Consider the following 19,688-nt stretch of genomic DNA (forward strand, 5'->3'; position numbering starts at 1 on the left):
TCGCTCGCACTGCCTCGCTTCCCTCATCCGTTCGAATCCGCGACCCAGGCCATCATGTCTTCCGCTACGTCCCAACCCGAGCAAGCCGCCGACACGCCCTCGGCAATCGCCTGCGACATCTTCTGCGCGGTGATCGACAATTTCGGCGACATCGGCGTGTGCTGGCGCCTCGCGCGTCAACTCGCGAGCGAACACGGCTGGCAAGTGCGCGTGTTCGTCGACGACCTGCATGCGTTCCAGAAGCTGTGCCCGTCGCTGACGCTGGGACATGCGCGCCAGACGGTGGACGGGGTCGTCGTTGAACATTGGCACGAGCCGGCCCATGCGGGCGATACGCTCGAAGTGGCCGACGTCGTGATCGAAGCGTTCGGCTGCGAACTGCCGCCCATCTATATCGCGGCGATGGCGGCGCGCGAGCGCACGCCGGTGTGGTTCAACCTCGAATATCTGAGCGCCGAGGACTGGGTCGCGGATTTTCATCTGCGGCCGTCGCCTCATCCGCGCTATCCGCTGACCAAGACGTTTTTTTTCCCCGGACTCGGCCCCGGCACCGGCGGCGTGCTGAAGGAACGGCATCTCGACGGCGCGCGGGCGGATTTTGAAGCGTCGCCCAGCACGCGCGAAGCATGGTGGCGGCAAACCACCGGCCACGCGCCGCCGCCTGCTGGCGCGACCGTTGTCTCGCTGTTCTCCTACGAAAACCCCGCTGTCGACAGCCTGCTCGAACAATGGCGCGACAGCGCGGAGCCGGTCGTCCTGCTCGTGCCGGAAGGCCGCATTTCAGGCTCGGTAGCGCGCTTTTTCGACCTCCCGGCGTTCGGCGCCGGCTCGCATGCGGCGCGCGGCAACCTCAGCGCGCACGCCCTCGCCTTTACCGACCAGCCCGGCTACGACACGCTGCTGTGGGCGAGCGACCTCAATTTCGTGCGCGGCGAGGATTCGTTCGTGCGCGCCCAGTGGGCCGCCAAACCGTTCGTTTGGCATATCTACCCGCAAGCGGACGACGCCCATCTGCCAAAGCTCGACGCCGCGCTCGCGCACTACGCGCGCACCCTGCCCGCCGACGCCCGCGACGCGCTCGCGCGCTTCTGGCGCGCCTGGAACGGCATGGGCCGACCGGACTGGACGGAATTCCAGCGTCACCTGCCTGCGCTCAGGCAACGCGCAGCAGCGTGGGCCCGCGAACTGGCTCAAGTGGGCGACCTTGCCGGAAATCTGGCCTTGTTCGCAAAAAGTCAGTTAAAATAAGCGGTTATCCAACGGCCGACGACGCAAGCGCGGCCCGATCGCAGCGGCGCAATCCAAACAACTCGCTTTGGCGGCCCGTCAACCTTGGCTTCGAAAGAGGCCAGACATCTCCTGAGTCAAAGCTTGATGGGGGGAATGTTAAAAAAGGGACGCATGTTGCGAATCGGCGCCACTCGTGTACACGCCCGCACAGGGTAAAAAAGCAGGTAACGGATTGCTGGGAGTGGCAGAGACCGCGCGTTTGCGGCGCTCCCGCCGCGCCCGGCGGCAAGCCGGCCACGCTTGACTCGCTCGCGACCCGCCGAGCCGCTTCGGCGGTGCGGCACGCAATGAGCAAAGCGCCGAAGCCGCTTGCGCCGTATGCCGTTGAGCACAAGTTGAAGCTACTTAATTCGTACAGGACAGTTTTATGAAGACCGCACAGGAACTCCGCACCGGCAACGTCGTGATGATCGGCGCAGACGCAATGGTTGTGCAGAAGGCCGAATACAACAAATCGGGCCGCAACTCCGCCGTCGTCAAGATGAAGTTCAAGAACCTGCTGACCGGCGCAGGCATGGAAAGCGTGTACAAGGCCGACGACAAGTTCGACGTCGTCGTACTGGAACGCAAGGAAGTCACGTACTCGTACTTCGCTGACCCGATGTACGTGTTCATGGACGCCGACTACAACCAGTTCGAAGTCGAAGGCGAAATGATGGGCGACGCCCTTCATTACCTCGAAGACGGCATGGCTTGCGAAGTCGTGTTCTACAACGAGAAAGCTATTTCGGTCGAACTGCCGACCACGCTGGTCCGCGAAATCATCTACACGGAACCGGCTGTCAAGGGCGACACGTCGTCGGGCAAGGTGTTGAAGAACGCCAAGCTGAACACCGGTTTCGAACTGCAAGTGCCGCTCTTCTGCAACATCGGCGACAAGATCGAAATCGACACGCGTACGCACGAGTACCGCAGCCGCGCTTAAGCGCCCTGCTCGCCTGAATCCGGCGCTCCCATTGGGGCGCTGCGAAAAAAATGGCAAAAAAAGCGCCCAATTTGGGCGCTTTTTCTTTTTTGCGCCGCCGTGTATGGTTAAGGAAAACTTTACCGGCAGTCTTCTCGAAATTGCCACGCCGCGCACTCAAATTTTCCCGTATGCCGTCGAGCAAACCATTGATAAATCTATACAAATAGTCGTGGCACAGTCCATGCTTATCTCTGGATACAGCCAATAGGGCTTTATCTTCTTCAACTCTGGAGATGCGGCATGAATAATGACATCGCTGAAGGCAAGTGGAAGCAAATGGTTGGCAAGGCCAAGACCGCTTGGGGGGAATTGACCGACGATGAATTGACCAAGGCCGAAGGCCGCGCCGACAAGCTCGCCGGTTTGATTCAGGAGCGTTACGGCAAGACGCGCGAAGAGGCGGAACGCGAAGTGCGGCGTTTCTTCGACAGCAATCGGGATTTCTGACAGCCCGAGTGAAGGAAATACAGGCGCCGGTTCCACGCTGAAAAAACGTTGGGACAGGCAGTCAATTTAATCACGCAAAGGACCCGAACCGCTTGAGTCGAATCGCCGCCGTTGTGCCGGTGCCGTGCTTGGTGTGCGCTCCGGCCAGTCCGCCTATGCCAGCCGGCCGCTCCTGTATCGCGACCGCGCTGGCCGAGGCTATGCACGCGGCACAAGATCCGACTCGGCATCCGACCGACAGTACCGGCCAGCATTGCGCTCGTGCCGCGCGCCAACGTATCGGCGCAGCGCATCGGGTATTCCATTCATCTAAAAATTGCGCTCGCCATGCCACACGCCCTGATTGTTGAAGACGATCCTAATAGCCTGTCAGGCCTGTCGGCCATCCTCGCGGCCGACGGCTTTTCCGTCGACACCGCGACGACGATCGCGGAGGCCCGAGCCGCATTGGCGCGCTTCATTCCCGACGTCGTGCTGGTCGACCTGAACCTGCCGGACGGCAGCGGGCTCGACCTGCTGCAGCATCTGCCCGCTCATCCGCCCGGTGGCGCCCTGCCCGTGATCGTGATGACCGGCAATGCGACGGTGGAAAGCGCGATCGAAGGTTTGCGCCACGGCATCTGGGACTACCTGCTCAAGCCGGTCAACATTCCGCGTTTGCGCAGCTTGCTCGCACGCATCCCGCGCCCGTACGAACTGACCGAGGAAGTGCAGACGCTACGCGCGTCGCTGCGTCAACTCGGCCGTTTCGGCTCGATGCTTGGCCGCAGCGGTGCGATCCAACACGTCTACGACACGATCGAACATATCGCGCCGACTGAAGCCGCCGTGCTGATTTCCGGCGAAACCGGCACCGGCAAGCAAATCGCGGCGCGCACGATGCACGACATGAGCCGGCGCCGCAAAGGTCCGTTCATCACGCTCGACTGCCGGAGCGCGAACAGCGCGGTCGCGCAACGCTCGCTCGAAAGCCAGCTGTTCGGTCACGAACGCGGTGCGTTCAACGGCGCCGAGCAGCGCGAACCGGGCCTGTTCGAACAGGCGAGCGGCGGCACGCTGTTCATCGAAGAAATCGCCGAATTGCCGCGCGCCCAGCAGGAAGCCCTGCTGCGCGCGCTCGACTCGCAGACCTTCATGCGGGTCGGCGGCACGAATCAGGTGGTGACGGACTTCCGTCTGATCGCGTCGACGCGTAAGGTGCCGCGCGCGGCGGTAGCCGACGGCAGCCTGCACGAAGACCTGTCGCTGCGCCTCGAAGCCGCCGCCGTCACGCTGCCGCCGCTGCGCGAACGCGGCGAGGATCCGGCGTTGATCGCCCAGGCGGTCGTCGACGAGTTGAATCACGAAGGCTTGACGCGCGGCACGGCGGAGATTGCCAAGCAGGTCGCGCCGAATTTCCTGCGCGAGTGTCTCGCTTATGAATGGCCAGGCAATGTGCGTGAGTTGCAGGAGCGTGTGCGGCGCGCCTATCACGCGTCCGGCGACGTGCTGGAATCGTTGCGTGCCGACGAGGCCGGCTCGGCGAATGGCCGCGATCTGAACGGCAGCCGCGTGCAGGTCACCGTGGGCACGCCGCTCGCGGACGTCGAGGAAATGCTGATTCGCGCCACGCTCGATGCCGTCGGCGGCACGCGTCACCGGGCGGCGTCGCTGCTGGGGATCAGTCCGAAGACGCTGTACAACAAGCTGCAACGCATGCGTTTGAACTAGCAGCGGCAGCGATCGTTTGCCGTTCGCTTTGAGCAAGAAAAACGGCGCCTTCAAACATGAAGGCGCCGTTTTTCCTTGCGGCGCTTGCCGGGTGGCTAAGCTGCCTTATGCAAACGCGCTACGCAGCAGCGCCTGCGCTTGCAGATATTGCGGATCGGCGACCAGCTTGCTCCACTTCAACGCCTTGCCGCGCGGCCGCATGCGCTGCAAGCGCCGTTGCGATTCCTTCGACGGCGTGAAGCGCAGCGCATCCAGCACCTTCTCCGCTTCGTCCGGCTGATTGCAGATCAGCACCATGTCGCAACCGGCCTGCAGCGCGGCGGTGGCGCCTTCGGTCAAGGTGCCGCCCTGACGCGCGGCTTCCATCGACAGATCATCGCTGAAAATCGCGCCTTCGAAGCGCAGCTTGCCGCGCAAAATGTCTTGCAGCCAGACACGCGAGAAACCCGCCGGTTTCGAATCGACCTGCGGATAGATCACATGCGCGGGAATCACCGACCCCAACGACAGGCCGAGCCAGTCGTACGGCGCCACGTCGTCGCGCAGAATCGCCTCGAGCGGACGGTCGTCGACCGGCATGGCGACATGCGAATCCGCCTGTGCGAAACCGTGCCCCGGGAAATGCTTGCCGCAATTGCTCATGCCGGCCAGCGCGAGCCCGTGGTTCAGGCTCTTGGCAAGCAATGCCACCACGCGCGCATCGCGGTGGAACGAGCGGTCGCCGATCACCTGCGATTGGCCGTAGTTCAGATCGAGTACCGGCGTAAAGCTCATGTCGATGCCGCACGCGCGCAGTTCCGTTGCGAGGATATAGCCGATGGCCGTCGTCACTTTGGTCGCGTGCAGCACATCGCTGTCCCACAACGTGCCGAGCTTGCCCATTGCGGGCAGCACGGTGAAACCGTCGGTGCGGAAACGCTGCACGCGCCCGCCTTCGTGATCGACGGCGATCAGCAGATCGTCGCGAATGCCGCGGATCGAATCGGTCAGCGCGATCAGTTGCGCGCGGCTCTCATAGTGGCGCGCGAACAGGATCACGCCGCCGGTCATCGGATGGGCAAGGCGGCGCTTGTCGTCGTCGTTCAGCGTTGTGCCGACCACGTCGAGCATCACCGGTCCGGGAATGGTTTTCATCGATTTGCGTTGGAAAAAAGCTTTGGAGCAAGGAGAGACGCGGCAGACTCTCGCCGCGTTCAAGGTATTTGTTATTCGGCGGCGGCGTCGGGCGCACCCGCTTGCGCGGTTTCCGCAATCACGAACGACACCGCGTAGTCACGTTCGTCGCTGATCGTCACGCGCGCCGTGATGCCGCGCGCGTCGAGCCACTCGGCCAGTTCGCCGGACGCGACCACCATCGGTTCGCCGCTCGGCTTGTTGAGCGTTTGCAGTGCGCGCCAGGTCATCGGCCAATGCATGCCGAGGCCGATCGCTTTCGAAAACGCTTCTTTCGCCGAGAACCGCGTGGCGAGAAACGCGAGACCACGCGCCGCCGAACGCGCATGACGCGCGTGATAGACACGCAGTTCGTCCGGACCGAGCACCTTTTCCGCGAAGCGGCCGTTGGTGCGCGTCATGACCGCGGCTACGCGGCTGACCTGGACGATGTCCGTGCCGATGCCGTAGATTGCCATGGGCGGGCCGCCGTACTACGCGCGCGCGCCGAGACGCGCGGCGACCATGATCGCCTTCATCTCGCGCACTGCGTTATCCCAGCCGGCGAAGATCGCGTGCGCGACGATCGCGTGGCCAATATTCAGTTCGTCGATGCCCTCGATCGCGGCGATCTGCTGCACGTTCGTGTAGTGCAGACCGTGGCCGGCATTGACCTTGATGCCGAGCGTCCTGCCGAATTCGACGGCGCGCACCACGCGCTCGAATTCACGCTGCTGTTCGGCGGGATCGTGGGCTTCGGCGTAGCGGCCGGTGTGCAGTTCGATCACCGGCGCGCCGGCTTCGTGCGCGGCGCGAATCTGCGTTTCGTCCGGATCGATGAAGAGCGACACGCGCGAGTTCGCGTCGGCAAGTTGCTTGCACGCGGCGCGCACGGCTTCGAACTGGCCGGCGACGTCGAGTCCGCCTTCCGTGGTCAGTTCCTGACGCTTTTCCGGCACGAGGCACACGTCGTGAGGCTGCACTTCACAGGCGATGTCGAGCATTTCCTGCGTGACCGCGCATTCGAGATTCATGCGCGTCTTCAGGAGCGGGCGCAGCTTGCGCACGTCGGCGTCGACGATATGGCGACGGTCTTCACGCAGATGCAGCGTGATGACGTCCGCACCGGCCTCTTCGGCCATCAGCGCGGCGCGAATCGGATCGGGATACGAGGTGCCGCGCGCGTTGCGCAGCGTGGCGACGTGATCGATGTTCACGCCCAGATCAATCACATTCGGCGACGTAAGAAAGAAGCTCATAAGTTCTGCAAGTCGATCAAGATCTGGCGCGTCGCGAGCGGCGTGCCGCCAAGGTAAGTGTTAAGCAGAAAGCGCATCAGCGTTTTGCTTTGCGCCACGGTCTGCGCTCGATGGTAATCGTCCTGCTCCATGTCGAGCAAGGTTTGACCCGCGATCACCGGCCAAAGCGCTGGCAGATCGTCGGAGGCTTCGCGCACGCCGCGCTCCGGATCGAACACGTAGCGGCCTTCGGCCAGCACCGCTTTGCGCGCGACGGTACGATCCAGCGCCATTGCGTAGCCGGTTTCGCGCAGCAGCACGCGCTCGAACGAACGCAGCACCTGCACGGGCGGCTCGTCGTGCGCGAGACGTGTCATCGTAACGACGTAGTGATGGAACAGTTGCGGATGCGGATCTTCGCGCGCGCAGAACTTGACCAGCAGTTCGTTCACGTAAAAGCCGCACAGGAGCGCGTCGCCGGCCAGCGGCAACATGCCGCCGACCCATTCGGCGCCGGTCAGCGTACGCACCTCGGACTTGCCCGACCACGACAGCGCGAGCGGCTGGAACGTCTGCAACACGCCGCGCAGCGCGGAGTGCGGACGCTTCGCGCCCTTCGCGACGAGCGCGAGACGGCCGTGATCGCGCGAGAGCACGTCGATGATCAGACTGGTCTCGCGATACGGATAGCTATGGAGAACGAAGGCGGGTTGCTCCGCGATCCGGTAGTCGGACGCGGAGGTGCGCGGCGCGCGGCGTGGCGGCGCTTTACGTGGCTCGCCCTCGGCGCCCTGCGCGCTTTTGGTCGATGAAGATTTTCGGGTGCTACGCGCGGGTTTGGACGGCTCGCGTGCCGGCGCAGCCGGCTCCGAATCGTCCGGGTCCGCGTCGGAATTCAGCGTCATCCACGCGTCATTCGTACCCATACGCACGAAGTCCGGCTTCGTTGTCGGCCCAGCCGCTCTTCACCTTGATGAAGGTTTCCAGATACACCGGACCGTCGAAAAGCTTTTCCATATCGAGGCGCGCTTCGGTGCTGATCTGTTTCAGCTTGGCGCCCTTCTGGCCGATGATCATCGCCTTATGCGTGTCGCGGTCGACCATGATGGTCGCGAAAATGCGGCGCAGACGCCCCTCGGTTTCGAACTTGTCGATCAATACGGTGCTCGTGTACGGCAGTTCGTCGCCGGTCCAGCGAAACACTTTTTCGCGCAGGATTTCAGCGGCAAGGAAGCGCTCGCTGCGATCGGTCAGGTCGTCTTCGCCGTAGATCGGCGCGCCTTCCGGCAGGAACGGCTTGACGGTCGCCATCAGACGTTTGATGTCGTCGGGATGTTTCGCCGACAGCGGCACGATTTCGGCGAACTTGTGCAGCGCGCTCACCTGCTGCATGAACGGAAACAGCGAATCCTTATCCGTCACGCGATCGAGCTTGTTCGCGATCAGCAGCGTGGGCACCGACGGCGGGATCAGGTCGAGCACCTTCTGATCGTCCGGGCCGAAACGGCCGGCTTCGATCACGAACAGGATCGCGTCGACGGAAGTCAGAGTGGACGTGACCGCGCGATTTAGCGAACGGTTCAGCGCGCCGCTGTGCTTGGTCTGAAAACCCGGCGTGTCGACGAAAATGTATTGCGCGTCTTCGAGCGTGTGGATGCCGGTGATGCGATGGCGCGTGGTCTGCGCCTTGCGCGACGTGATGCTGACTTTCTGGCCGACCAGCGCGTTCATCAGCGTGGATTTGCCGACGTTCGGGCGGCCGACGATTGCGACCATGCCGCAGCGAAAACCAGTGGGAGTGGGAGTGTTCATATCGGGCTACGGCAAGTTCGGCTCGACGCGCGGGAATGGCGCGCCGATGGCAATCAATGGCCCGCGTCGGCGACGCGCGTTTGCACCGCGTCGGCTACGCCGGGTTCGTGTTCGGTCGGCGCCGCCGCGCTCGGCACGGGCGCGGCGGAACCGGGGGTCGCCTCGCGGCCGCGGTGTTTGTCGACGCTACGGACGGCGGCGGTTTCTGGCCTGGCTTCCGGTTTGCCTTCCGGCTGCACGTCGGGTTTGGCTTCGGCAGATTTCGCCTGGGCGAGTTTGGCGTCGGCGGCCTTCGTATCCGGCAGCCTGGCTTCACCCTTCTCGACAGTTTTGTCTGCCGGTCTGTCGCTCGCGTCAGCGGCCGTCTTGTCTGCCTTCTCGGCGCGCTCGGCTTTGTCCTGTCCGCTGTACTCCACGTGCGCGGCGCGAATCACCGCCAGCGGCGCGAGTGCGGCCGCGAACGCGGGGCGTTCTGGCATCGGTTCCGCCGCGGCAGCCTGTGCGCGCGATTCACCGCGCCCCGCTCCGCGCTCGCTCTTGCGATCCGGACTACGCAAATCCAGCGCAGCTTGCACGCCCGTTACACCGGGCACGATCTCCGGCTCGGCGTGCTTCGCCGCGCGAGCGCCTTTCGAGCGCTTGGGCTTGGCGACCACGGCGGGCGCCGCAGCCATGACCTCGTCGAGCGCTTTCTTGGCCGCCGCCTGCTCTGCCGCGCGGCGGCTGGCGCCGGAACCAGAGACTTTCACCTCCAGCTTAGGCACCGTGCATTCGACTTCGAATTGCTGATTGTGCGCCGCACCATGCGTCGCGACGACCGTATAGGTGGGCAGCGCGATCTTGTGGCCTTGCAGATACTCCTGCAGCAGCGTCTTGGCATCCTTGCCCAACGTGCGCGGGTCGATGTGATCCAGAATCGGCACGTAAAGGCGCTTGATGACCGTCTGGGCGGCGTCGAAGCCACCGTCGAGGAACACTGCGCCCAGCACCGCTTCGAGCGTGTCAGCGAGGATAGAGGGCCGGCGGAAGCCGCCACTGCGCAGCTCGCCTTCTCCAAGTCGCAAGCCTTCTGAAATATTCAGGGCTTGAGCAATTTCGTAAAGCGACTGCTGTTTGACCAGATTGGCACGGACGCGCGACAGGTCGCCCTCGTCCAGTTTGCCGAAACGTTGGAACAAAAGCGCAGCCACCGCGCAATTTAGAACAGAATCGCCGAGAAACTCGAGCCGTTCATTATGCGTGGAACTGTGACTGCGGTGCGTTAAAGCCTGGCGCAACAATTCCGCATTGCGAAATTCGTAGCGCAGACGGCTTTCCAACGGAGATAGGGGCATGGGCAGAGTATAACGCGGGCGCCAGACCCGGCGAAAACGCGGGGCGGCCAGCGGAAAAAGCGTGGTGTAGCGACGTTACCGCGGGATCTTAAAGTAGCGTGATAACACGCCGCGGCTCGTGTGGCCTGGTGAAGGCCAACTGCGAGTCAACCACGCGGCGTGTCGTGCAATCAATGCACACGAACTCAGTTGAACGAGCCGATGCGTTTCAGATTGCTGAAGTTCATCCAGATGAAAAACGCGCGGCCGACGACATTCTTGTCCGGCGCGAAACCCCAGTAGCGGCTATCCGCGCTGTTGTCGCGGTTGTCGCCCATCATGAAGTAGTTGCCCGGCGGTACCTTGCAGATCACGCCGCGTGCGTTGTACGTGCAGTTGTCGCGATACGGATAATCTTCGGCGCCGACGATGAACGGCGGCACGGCGGGATTGTTCAGAATCGCGTTCTTGCGGCCGTCTAGATCCTCTTCGAACTGCTTCGCGTAACCCATGCGTTCGTCGTCGAGGTAATCGGGCAGCGGTGTCTCCGGCACCGGCTTGCCGTTGATCGTGAGCTGCTTGTCCTGATAGGCGACGGTGTCGCCCGGCAAGCCGATCACACGCTTGATGTAGTCGACCGATTCGTCTTTCGGGTAACGGAACACCACCACGTCGCCGCGTTGCAGCGGACGGCCTTCGGTGATCTTCGTGTTGGTAATCGGTAGACGGATGCCGTAGTCGAATTTATTCACGAGAATGAAGTCGCCCACCAGCAGCGTCGGCACCATCGAACCGGAAGGAATCTTGAACGGCTCGACCACGAACGAGCGCACCACGAACACCACCAGAATCACCGGGAAAAAGCTCGCCGAATACTCGAGCCACCACGGTTGGCGCAGCTTGTCGTCACGCAGACGCGCGCGCGTTTGCGCCGCGTTTTCGTCGGCGAAACGCTCGCCGATGCGTGCCTGCTGGCGGTCGAACTCGGTGACCGCGGCTTCCGCCGCGCGGCGCCGTTGCGGCATGAAAACCAGTTTGTCTGCGACCCATGCGACGCCCGTCAAAATGACGAGCACAAAAAGAATCAGCGCAAAATTCATAGAGTTCCGTTGTTCGTCTTCGTTGTTCGTCTTATTTGTCTTCGACACGCAGGATCGCGAGGAAAGCCTCTTGCGGAATCTCGACCGATCCCACCTGCTTCATTCGCTTCTTGCCTGCCTTTTGCTTTTCCAGCAGCTTCTTCTTACGCGAGATATCGCCGCCGTAGCATTTTGCCAGCACGTTCTTACGCAACGCTTTAATGTTCTCGCGCGCAATAATATTCGCGCCGATGGTGGCCTGAATCGCCACGTCGTACATTTGGCGCGGAATCAGTTCACGCATTTTCGACGCCACTTCGCGGCCGCGGTACTGGCTTTGCGAGCGGTGCACGATGACCGACAGCGCGTCCACCTTGTCGCCGTTGATCAGCATGTCGACCTTCACGACGTCTGCCGCGCGGTATTCCTTGAACTCGTAATCCATCGACGCGTAGCCGCGCGAAATCGACTTCAGACGATCGAAGAAATCGAGCACGACTTCGCCCATCGGGATTTCGTAGGTCAACTGCACCTGGCGGCCGTGATATTGCATGTTGATCTGCGTGCCGCGCTTTTGCGTGCAAAGCGTGATCACCGAGCCGACGTAGTCTTGCGGCATGTACAGGTTCACGGTGACGATCGGTTCGCGCACCTCTTCGATCTTCGACGGCTCCGGCATCTTGGCCGGATTCTCGACCATGATGGTCGTGCCGTCGCGCTGCAGGACTTCGTACACCACGGTGGGCGCCGTGGTGATCAGGTCCATATCGAACTCGCGCTCCAGTCGTTCCTGCACGATCTCCATGTGCAGCAGCCCCAGGAAACCGCAACGGAAACCGAAGCCGAGCGCCTGCGACACTTCAGGCTCGTACATCAGCGAGGCGTCGTTCAGCTTCAGCTTTTCGAGCGAATCGCGCAGCGCGTCGTACTGGTTTGCTTCGACCGGATAGAGACCGGCGAACACCTGCGGCTTCACTTCCTTGAAACCCGGTAGCGGCTCGGCGGCCGGACGGTTCACGAGCGTGACGGTGTCGCCCACCTTCGCCGCAGCCAATTCCTTGATGCCGGCGATGATGAAACCTACCTGCCCGGCCGACAGCGATTCGAGATTCTTCGACTTCGGCGTGAACACGCCGACATGCTCGACCGGATACTGCGCACCGGTCGCCATCATGCGGATCTTGTCCTTGGGACGCAGCGTGCCGTTGACGATACGCACCAGCATCACAACGCCGACGTAGTTGTCGAACCACGAGTCGATGATCAGCGCCTGCAGCGGCGCTTCCGGATCGCCCTTGGGCGGCGGCACTTTGGCGATCAGCGCTTCGAGCACGTCTTCGACGCCGAGGCCGGTCTTGGCGCTGCAATGCGTGGCGTCGGTCGCGTCGATGCCGATCACGTCTTCGATTTCGGCGATCGCGTTTTCAGGGTTCGCGGCCGGCAGATCGATCTTGTTGAGCACCGGAATCACGTCGACGCCAAGTTCGATCGCCGTGTAGCAGTTGGCCACGGTTTGCGCTTCCACGCCCTGGCTCGCGTCCACGACCAGCAGCGCGCCTTCGCATGCGGACAGCGAGCGGCTGACTTCGTACGAGAAGTCAACGTGGCCCGGCGTGTCGATCATGTTCAGGTTGTAGACTTGCCCGTCACGGGCTTTGTATGTCAGTGCGGCGGTTTGGGCCTTGATGGTGATGCCGCGCTCGCGTTCGAGATCCATCGAATCGAGCACTTGAGATTCCATCTCGCGGTCGGACAGGCCGCCGCAAATCTGGATGATGCGATCGGCGAGCGTCGACTTGCCATGGTCGATGTGCGCAATGATCGAGAAGTTACGAATATGATCCATTCAGTGCCGATCAAGCAAAAAAGGCGCGCTCGGACAATAGCGGAGCACGCCTTGTAAGTAGGTGAAAAACCTATCTATTTTAGCCGAAAAGGCTATCGCCCGGCGCATCTTGCGAAGCTCGGGCGGAAAAGACGGCTCAGCAACCGGGTTGCATGGGACCAGAGTAAGGCGCTAAGGCGACAACTCGGGTCGACAGGAGAGACGTGAAGCTCGATGTGAACGGCGCGGCGCTGGCGCTGTGTTCGAACCCTTGAGTCGAACTCAAGGCCTGGCCGCAACCCGGGCGGCGAGCGCGGCACGAACCCGCGCTTCGTCGAGGCGATAGTGACACAGTTCGACGCCGTCGCAGACCAGAACCGGCACCAGTTCGTTGTAACGCGCTTCCAGCAAGGGATCGGTGTCGACGTCGATCACCTGGACCTGTGCGCCGAATTCGGCCAGCAAGGGCTCGAGCGCGGCACGCAGGTCGTCGCAAAGGTGGCACCACGCGCGCCCGTAGAGCGTGAGCGGCGCCGCTTTCGTCATTTCTGCACGCTGCGCGGCCGGACCGGCACGAACTGCGTGTTCTCGCCGCGGCGAACCAGCAGCGCGACCATCTTCTGCGGATCGAGGTGCGAACTCACCTCGTCGAACTGCTTCGCACTGGTGATGTCCGTATCGCCCACCCGCAGGATGATGTCGCCCTTCTGCAAGCCGACGCGCGCTGCAGGACCGTCCGCGGCGTCGATCTGCACGCCGTTGCGCAGCTTCAGCGCCTTCAACTGGTCGGCGGGGATATCGCTGACGGCCACACCCAGCGCGTTGGTGGCGCGCTGCTTCGGCGGCTGCGGTTTCTTCTGATCCGCCTTGGCCGATTTGTCCGGCTGCATCTCGGCGATCGTCACCGGCAGATCGCGCGTCTGGCCCTTGCGCCAGATCGTGATCGTCGACTTGGTGCCCGGCTTGGTGTCGCCGACCATGCGCGGCAGGTCCGTTGCCGTATCGACCGAATGGCCGTTGAACTTCAGGATGATGTCGCCCGGCTGCACGCCGGCTTTGTCCGCCGGGCCGCCCGGTTCGACGCTGCTGACCAGCGCGCCCTGCGCCTTCGGCAGGCCGAGCGAGTCGGCCACGTCTTTGGTCACTTCGCCGATCGCTACCGCGATCCGCCCGCGCACGACCTTACCCGACGCCTTCAGCTGATCGGCCACGCGCATGGCTTCGTCGATCGGAATCGCGAACGAGATGCCCATGAAACCGCCCGTGCGGCTGTAGATCTGCGAGTTGATGCCGATCACCTCGCCCTGCATGTTGATCAGCGGACCGCCCGAATTGCCCGGATTGACGGCCACGTCGGTCTGGATGAACGGCAGATAATCGCCCGTATCGCGCCCCTTGGCGCTGACGATGCCGGCCGTCACCGTGTTCTCGAGACCGAACGGCGACCCGATTGCCACGACCCACTCGCCCACGCGCACCTTGTTCGAGTCGCCGATCGTAATGGTCGGCAGATTGGCGGCGCTGATCTTCACGACGGCAACGTCGGTCCGATCGTCCACGCCGATCAGCTTCGCCTTGAACTCGCGCTTGTCGGTGAGTGTGACGTAAATGGTGTCCGCGTCGTCGATGACGTGCGCGTTGGTCATCACGTAGCCGTCCGCCGACAGAATGAAGCCCGAGCCGACGCCGCTGTTCTGCTCGGCATCGCTGTTATCCGGCAAGTCCTGGCTGCCGCCGCTGCCGCCGTTGTCGCCACCACGCGGCGAACCGGGTGCACCGGGGGATTGCGGCGACTGCGGCAACGGAATGCCGAAGAAGCGCCGGAAAAACTCCGACATGTCGCCGTCGTCCATACCCGGCGGCAAACCGCCGCGAGCACCGCTGTTCGACACGCGTGTAGTCGTGCGAATGTTGACGACCGCCGGGCCGACCTTGTCGACCAGATCAGTGAAGTCGGGCAGATTGGCGGCCGGAGCCGCCGACGCCGTATGCGGTACGAGCGGCAAACAAGCCGCCACCACCGCGGCCGCGAGGAATTTGCGCACCGAGAAAGTCGTCATATCGTAGCAAGCCGAGGGATTCAGGATTCGGAGGATTACTTCGGAGCTTTGTATTCTATGGCAGACGCAAATTGCTGCAATGTGGCCTGGGGCACTTCACCAAGCAGAGTAATCCAGAAGTCGCCGCGACGCTTGACGAGCACGTGTGTGGCGCCGCTGCTGCCCGCGCCTTCCTTGCGCGTGTTGTTTTCGACCGGTTCGACGAATACCGAAATGGCTGCGAGGCCGTCGGAGAACACCGCCTGGTCCACCGGAATGGTCGGCTGACCCGGATCGCGCGCGGCCATGGGACGGCGCAGTTCACGAATCTTGCGGAAGCCCGGCACCGTCGGCGTGATCTGCCAGCCTTGCGCGGCCATGTCGACCGGCTCGACCGGCGGACGCACCACGGTCCACCCCGCCGTGTTACGAATACCGTTGACGATGCCGGCCTTGTCGACCGGCACGCCGATGCGAATCTGGGAAAACGACAGTTGCTCGAGCACCTGACCATTCGGATCAAGCGTCTGGGCACGCAGCAGCAGGCCGGTTTTCTTGTCGGCCCACAGCTTGTACGCAAAGCGATACGCGTCTTTCGGATCGAGTTCGATCACCTGACTGTCGACGCCCGCGACGCGGTCGTCGCCGAGCAGCTTGGGCTCGTAAACCGATAGCACCTGCTCGCCGCTCACGGCCAGCAGCGCTGGAAATGAATCCTTATTCTGACGCTTCTCGACGACGCACAAGTGCCGCTCCGGCACGAACGTGTAGAGCTCGTCGTTATGACGCAGCATTTTTCGCGGCTTGCCGTCGAGGCTTTCGAGTTGCTCGAATTCACCGTCCGCACGGGTCGCGTAGTGCGCGATCCGCGACGTCTGAACGAAATTGCCGCGCTGGTAGACGAACGCGCCCTCGTAATTCTGCTGTTGCGCTGCCTGATGGATGCGATCGAGCAGATCCGCGGCCGTGCGACGGGCAACGAGCGGGTCGTCAGTTTGTGCAAAGACCCGCGGTGTAGCGGACAACAATACGGCTGCGCAGAACAGAAATGCCGGCAGCCGCCCCCAGATAGTCGTTTTATTCAACCGCGGAGTCTGCATCAAACTATTGGCCTTGCGTAGAAACGGCGGCAGCGCGAATCAGCGGCATCGAGCCCGGCATGACCGGTTGTTGCGCGAATTGCTGGTGAGCTTCCAGATACTGGTCGAGACTGGCGTCGCGAATAATGTTGGCGTCTTGCGCGACCGGCTGGACCGTCGCTGTCGGCGCAGGCGCCATGGCCACGCGTTGCAGCGAGTCGCCATGCTGAACCGACGCGATTTGCGACGCGCCCGGACCGCCCGGCACACCTTGCAGTTGCGGCACGACGATCCACGTCAGCGTGGCGGCCGCCGCCGCGACGGCAAACGCCGGCACGACCCGGCGACGCAACGCCAGCAAACGACGCGCAACCGGCATGGCGGCAGGCGCCAGCACGTGCGGTTCGTTGTCGAGGCGCGCGGCGAAACCGCTGAGAAACGCGCTGCTCGCCGCCGGGCTGATCGCCAGATCGTCGGAACGCAATGCGTCGCCGATCAGGTGATAGCTCGACCAGGCGGCGCGATCCTCGCCGTTCAGCCCAGAAAAAAATGTGTCCAGATTCAGATGCTCTTCGCCGAACAGCTCACCGTCGACAAAAGCGGACAGACGCTCGCCGCGCGAGCTGACTTGCGATTGCATCGAGACCGACCCCATGATGCTCCCCATCTTACAAATACCCCGTAGTGACACCACTAATCCAGATATTGCACCCGCGCCCCATCTAGCAGCGCTGGTGGTTTACCAGCGTTTGCCTTCGGGTGTGTCAAGCAACGGACGCAATTTTGCCGCAATGGCTTCGCGAGCGCGGAAAATTCGCGATCTGACTGTGCCGATTGGGCAACCCATCATCTCAGCGATTTCCTCGTAACTCAAACCTTCAATTTCACGAAGAGTAATGGCGGTGCGCAACTCTTCCGGTAAAACCGCCATCGCAGCATTGACCGTCTCAGCGATCTGCTTGCTCATCAACATCGACTCAGGCGTGTTGATATCCCTTAGTTGGTCCGCGTCCGAGAAAGTTTCAGCTTCTTCAGCATCTGCTTCGGTCGAGGTCGGCGCGCGTCGCCCTTGGGTGGCAAGGTAGTTCTTTGCCGTGTTCACGGCAATCCGGTACAACCACGTATAAAAGGCCGATTCGCCGCGAAACTGCGGCAACGCCCGGTACGCCTTGATAAAGGCGTCCTGAGCGACGTCTTCTACCTCGGCGGGGTCCCGCACGAGACGCGAGATCAGCCGGAGAATCTTGCGGTGGTATTTGGAGACCAGTAGCTCGAACGCGGCCTTGTCGCCCTTCTGGACGCGTTCGACCAGCACCTGATCAATTTCTTTTTCGCTCACCTGATAAATCCGTTAACTATAGGGCGCATGGCGGGGCACCATTGTAGCGTTCCCGTCATGAGGGCACGTTACGCCGGTAACAGCGGTTACAGTCGTTACAGTCAGACGCCGGCGCCACGCCGGCCCAGCACGGCCAGTTCCCGGAAAACCGGCGCTGGGAGCGCGTCGGCGGCAAGCAGTACCGTGCGCGTACGGCCCCGTTCCGGCATCAGCGCAAGAATCAGCAAGCGGCCGCTCCATTGCGAACATCCGGCAATACGCCCCTGCGCCAGCAGCGCACCCGTCCGGCCCCAGACAGACAATCCGTCCGGCCCGATTTTCAACGCGACAGGCTGCGCGCGCTCGTACCGAAGCGCGCAAAGCGCGAGCCATGCCCACACGGCGAGCGTCAACGGAACGGCCTGCCACGTGCCCAGGTGCGACGCGAGACAAGCAAAGACGGCCGATGTCGCCGTCAGAACGAAAACCCCTAACGCAGCCCAGACGGCGACGGAGCGCCGCAGCGAAATCCGCTGCGGCGCTCCGTCGGGCTGGGCCGATTCAGGGGAAAGCGCCGGCACAGCCGGCGCCGTTGACTGACGCGTCACCAACTATCGGGCGATCAGGCGCGCTTGAAGACCAGCGTGCCGTTCGTGCCGCCGAACCCAAACGAGTTCTTCAGCGCGACGTCGATCTTCATCTCCCGCGCGGTGTTGGCGCAGTAGTCCAGATCGCAGGCCGGATCCTGATTGAAGATGTTGATGGTCGGCGGCGACACCTGATGATGCACGGCCAGCACGGTGAACACCGACTCCAGACCGCCGGCGCCGCCCAGCAGGTGACCCGTCATCGACTTGGTCGAGTTCACCACCATGTCTTTGGCGTGTTCGCCGAACGCACGCTTGATGCCGGTGGTTTCAGCCAGGTCGCCGAGCGGCGTGGAGGTGCCGTGCGCGTTCAGATAATTCACCTGATCCGTGTTGATGCCCGCGTTCTTCAACGCGGCCAGCATGCAGCGGCGAGCGCCGTCGCCGTCTTCCAGCGGCGCGGTCATGTGATAGGCGTCGCCGCTCATCCCATAGCCGCTGACTTCGGCGTAAATCTTCGCGCCGCGTGCTTTCGCGTGTTCGTACTCTTCGAGCACCATCACACCCGCACCCTCGCCCAGCACGAAACCGTCGCGATCCTTGTCCCACGGACGGCTCGCGGTTGCCGGATCGTCATTGCGTTGCGACAGCGCGCGCGCCGCCGCAAAGCCGCCGATACCGAGCGGCGACACGGTCGATTCCGCGCCGCCCGCGATCATCACGTCGGCGTCGCCGTATTCGATCAGGCGCGAAGCCTCGCCGATACAGTGCAGGCCGGTGGTACACGCCGTCACGATCGCCAGATTCGGACCTTTGATGCCGAACTTGATCGACAGATGGCCAGAGATCATGTTGATGATCGACGCCGGCACGAAGAACGGCGAAATGCGGCGCGGGCCGCGATTGAGCAGTTCGGTTTGCGTCACTTCGATCATCGGCAAGCCGCCGATGCCCGAACCCACCACCACACCGATACGCTCCGAATTCTCGTCGGTGACTTCGAGGCCGCTGTCCTGCATCGCCTGGATGCCTGCAGCCACGCCGTAATGGATGAACGTATCCATGTGGCGCGCTTCCTTACCGGGGATGTAGTCCTCGATATTGAAGCCCTTCACCTCGCCGGCGAAACGAGTCGAGAAGTTCGACGCATCGAACTTCGTGATATTGGCAATACCCGACTTGCCGGCGACCAGATTGGCCCAGCCGTCGGCAACATTATTGCCAACAGGCGAAATCAGCCCCAGGCCTGTAACAACAACACGACGGCGGCTCACGGTAACCCCTTTTTCATAGATGACAAAAGCAAAAGCCACAGCGGCCACAGGAACCTGCCCTGTATGCCCTGTGGCTGTTTAACTCGGCAATCGCGCGAAAACTTGCGCTGTCGACATCGCTGGCTCCTGCTTGGCAAAACGCGCGGCAAAAAGCACCACCCCTGCTGGCGTCGGCAACCGACACGGCAGGGCGTCATACGCCGCCAACGCAGAAACGCGGGCGCGAATGACCTTAGGCCTTGACGTTCGCGCGAGCGTAGTCGATCGCTTGCTGAACGGTGGTGATCTTCTCGGCTTCTTCATCCGGAATTTCCATGCCGAATTCGTCTTCGAGGGCCATCACGAGTTCAACGGTGTCGAGCGAGTCGGCGCCGAGGTCGTTCACGAACGAAGCTTCGTTCTTGATCTCAGCTTCTGCAACGCCCAGTTGTTCTGCGACGATCTTCTTGACGCGCTGTTCGATATTGTCCATTACCCCTCCAAGGGAAAAGAAGTTCAAAAATACAGGTGCGCGCATTTTATCAGGTTTGACCCGGCAAAAAAGCGGCGCATCGGGTT

21 protein-coding genes are annotated in these 19,688 nt (G+C 62.5%); 5 read left to right on the forward strand and 16 right to left on the reverse strand.

Going from position 1 to position 19,688, the window contains the following annotated elements; all coding sequences use genetic code 11:
• Nucleotides 1-54: 54 nt before the first annotated feature.
• The 5 genes from earP (at nt 55) to B0G80_RS10670 (ending at nt 4,414) form a co-directional block, all read left to right on the forward strand.
• Nucleotides 55-1,248, forward strand: a complete 1,194-nt coding sequence (gene earP / locus B0G80_RS10655) for an elongation factor P maturation arginine rhamnosyltransferase EarP (protein ID WP_116117968.1) — start codon at nt 55-57, stop codon at nt 1,246-1,248.
• Between the two features lie 409 nt (nt 1,249-1,657).
• On the forward strand, nt 1,658-2,215 hold the full coding sequence (gene efp / locus B0G80_RS10660) for an elongation factor P (protein WP_012433870.1): 558 nt from the start codon (nt 1,658-1,660) through the stop codon (nt 2,213-2,215).
• Between the two features lie 31 nt (nt 2,216-2,246).
• Nucleotides 2,247-2,465, forward strand: coding sequence for a hypothetical protein (locus B0G80_RS45230; RefSeq protein ID WP_147309853.1), 219 nt, complete (start codon nt 2,247-2,249; stop codon nt 2,463-2,465).
• A gap of 32 nt (nt 2,466-2,497) precedes the next feature.
• The gene (locus B0G80_RS10665) at nt 2,498-2,704 is read left to right on the forward strand and encodes a CsbD family protein (RefSeq protein ID WP_012433871.1); all 207 of its coding nucleotides are present in this window, start codon (nt 2,498-2,500) and stop codon (nt 2,702-2,704) included.
• Nucleotides 2,705-3,031: 327 nt separating this feature from the next.
• Entirely contained in the window at nt 3,032-4,414 is a 1,383-nt protein-coding gene (locus tag B0G80_RS10670) for a sigma-54 dependent transcriptional regulator (RefSeq protein ID WP_116119622.1), read from the forward strand.
• A 105-nt stretch (nt 4,415-4,519) separates the two neighbouring features.
• On the opposite strand, the gene nagZ is transcribed toward B0G80_RS10670, so the two are convergent.
• From nagZ to acpP, 16 genes are all read right to left on the reverse strand, one after another.
• Complete coding sequence (nagZ, locus tag B0G80_RS10675) at nt 4,520-5,548, reverse strand: beta-N-acetylhexosaminidase (RefSeq protein ID WP_116117969.1); 1,029 nt, start codon at nt 5,546-5,548, stop codon at nt 4,520-4,522.
• Nucleotides 5,549-5,619: 71 nt separating this feature from the next.
• Nucleotides 5,620-6,045, reverse strand: a complete 426-nt coding sequence (acpS, locus tag B0G80_RS10680; protein ID WP_116117970.1) for a holo-ACP synthase — start codon at nt 6,043-6,045, stop codon at nt 5,620-5,622.
• Nucleotides 6,046-6,060: 15 nt separating this feature from the next.
• Nucleotides 6,061-6,825 carry a pyridoxine 5'-phosphate synthase gene (gene pdxJ / locus B0G80_RS10685; protein WP_106283753.1) on the reverse strand — a complete coding sequence of 255 codons (765 nt, stop codon included), beginning with the start codon at nt 6,823-6,825 and terminating at the stop codon, nt 6,061-6,063.
• Entirely contained in the window at nt 6,822-7,730 is a 909-nt protein-coding gene (gene recO, locus B0G80_RS10690; protein WP_116117971.1) for a DNA repair protein RecO, read from the reverse strand. The genes pdxJ and recO overlap by 4 nt, the downstream gene beginning before the upstream one ends.
• Nucleotides 7,717-8,616 (reverse strand): GTPase Era, encoded by a 900-nt coding sequence (gene era / locus B0G80_RS10695; protein WP_116117972.1) that lies wholly within the window; start codon nt 8,614-8,616, stop codon nt 7,717-7,719. Before era ends, recO begins: the two co-directional genes overlap by 14 nt.
• Before the next feature lie 53 nt (nt 8,617-8,669).
• Nucleotides 8,670-9,950 (reverse strand): ribonuclease III, encoded by a 1,281-nt coding sequence (gene rnc / locus B0G80_RS10700; protein ID WP_116117973.1) that lies wholly within the window; start codon nt 9,948-9,950, stop codon nt 8,670-8,672.
• Between the two features lie 185 nt (nt 9,951-10,135).
• Entirely contained in the window at nt 10,136-11,029 is an 894-nt protein-coding gene (gene lepB, locus B0G80_RS10705; protein ID WP_116117974.1) for a signal peptidase I, read from the reverse strand.
• Nucleotides 11,030-11,060: 31 nt separating this feature from the next.
• The gene (gene lepA, locus B0G80_RS10710; RefSeq protein WP_106283758.1) at nt 11,061-12,854 is read right to left on the reverse strand and encodes a translation elongation factor 4; all 1,794 of its coding nucleotides are present in this window, start codon (nt 12,852-12,854) and stop codon (nt 11,061-11,063) included.
• Nucleotides 12,855-13,115: 261 nt separating this feature from the next.
• Complete coding sequence (locus B0G80_RS10715; protein WP_106283759.1) at nt 13,116-13,379, reverse strand: glutaredoxin family protein; 264 nt, start codon at nt 13,377-13,379, stop codon at nt 13,116-13,118.
• On the reverse strand, nt 13,376-14,893 hold the full coding sequence (locus B0G80_RS10720) for a DegQ family serine endoprotease (RefSeq protein WP_106283760.1): 1,518 nt from the start codon (nt 14,891-14,893) through the stop codon (nt 13,376-13,378). Before B0G80_RS10720 ends, B0G80_RS10715 begins: the two co-directional genes overlap by 4 nt.
• 35 nt (nt 14,894-14,928) lie before the next feature.
• Complete coding sequence (locus tag B0G80_RS10725) at nt 14,929-15,972, reverse strand: MucB/RseB C-terminal domain-containing protein (RefSeq protein ID WP_106283832.1); 1,044 nt, start codon at nt 15,970-15,972, stop codon at nt 14,929-14,931.
• A 4-nt stretch (nt 15,973-15,976) separates the two neighbouring features.
• Nucleotides 15,977-16,606, reverse strand: a complete 630-nt coding sequence (locus B0G80_RS10730; RefSeq protein ID WP_116119623.1) for a sigma-E factor negative regulatory protein — start codon at nt 16,604-16,606, stop codon at nt 15,977-15,979.
• Between the two features lie 84 nt (nt 16,607-16,690).
• The gene (rpoE, locus tag B0G80_RS10735) at nt 16,691-17,290 is read right to left on the reverse strand and encodes an RNA polymerase sigma factor RpoE (protein WP_006051939.1); all 600 of its coding nucleotides are present in this window, start codon (nt 17,288-17,290) and stop codon (nt 16,691-16,693) included.
• A 101-nt stretch (nt 17,291-17,391) separates the two neighbouring features.
• On the reverse strand, nt 17,392-17,877 hold the full coding sequence (locus tag B0G80_RS10740) for a hypothetical protein (protein WP_309568753.1): 486 nt from the start codon (nt 17,875-17,877) through the stop codon (nt 17,392-17,394).
• Between the two features lie 14 nt (nt 17,878-17,891).
• On the reverse strand, nt 17,892-19,130 hold the full coding sequence (fabF, locus tag B0G80_RS10745) for a beta-ketoacyl-ACP synthase II (protein ID WP_116119625.1): 1,239 nt from the start codon (nt 19,128-19,130) through the stop codon (nt 17,892-17,894).
• A gap of 232 nt (nt 19,131-19,362) precedes the next feature.
• Nucleotides 19,363-19,602: an acyl carrier protein gene (acpP, locus tag B0G80_RS10750; RefSeq protein WP_004197638.1), complete on the reverse strand. Its 240-nt coding sequence runs from the start codon at nt 19,600-19,602 to the stop codon at nt 19,363-19,365.
• Nucleotides 19,603-19,688: the final 86 nt, after the last annotated feature.

It is taken from the genome of Paraburkholderia sp. BL6669N2 (assembly GCF_003387275.1).
Classification (GTDB): Bacteria; Pseudomonadota; Gammaproteobacteria; order Burkholderiales; family Burkholderiaceae; genus Paraburkholderia.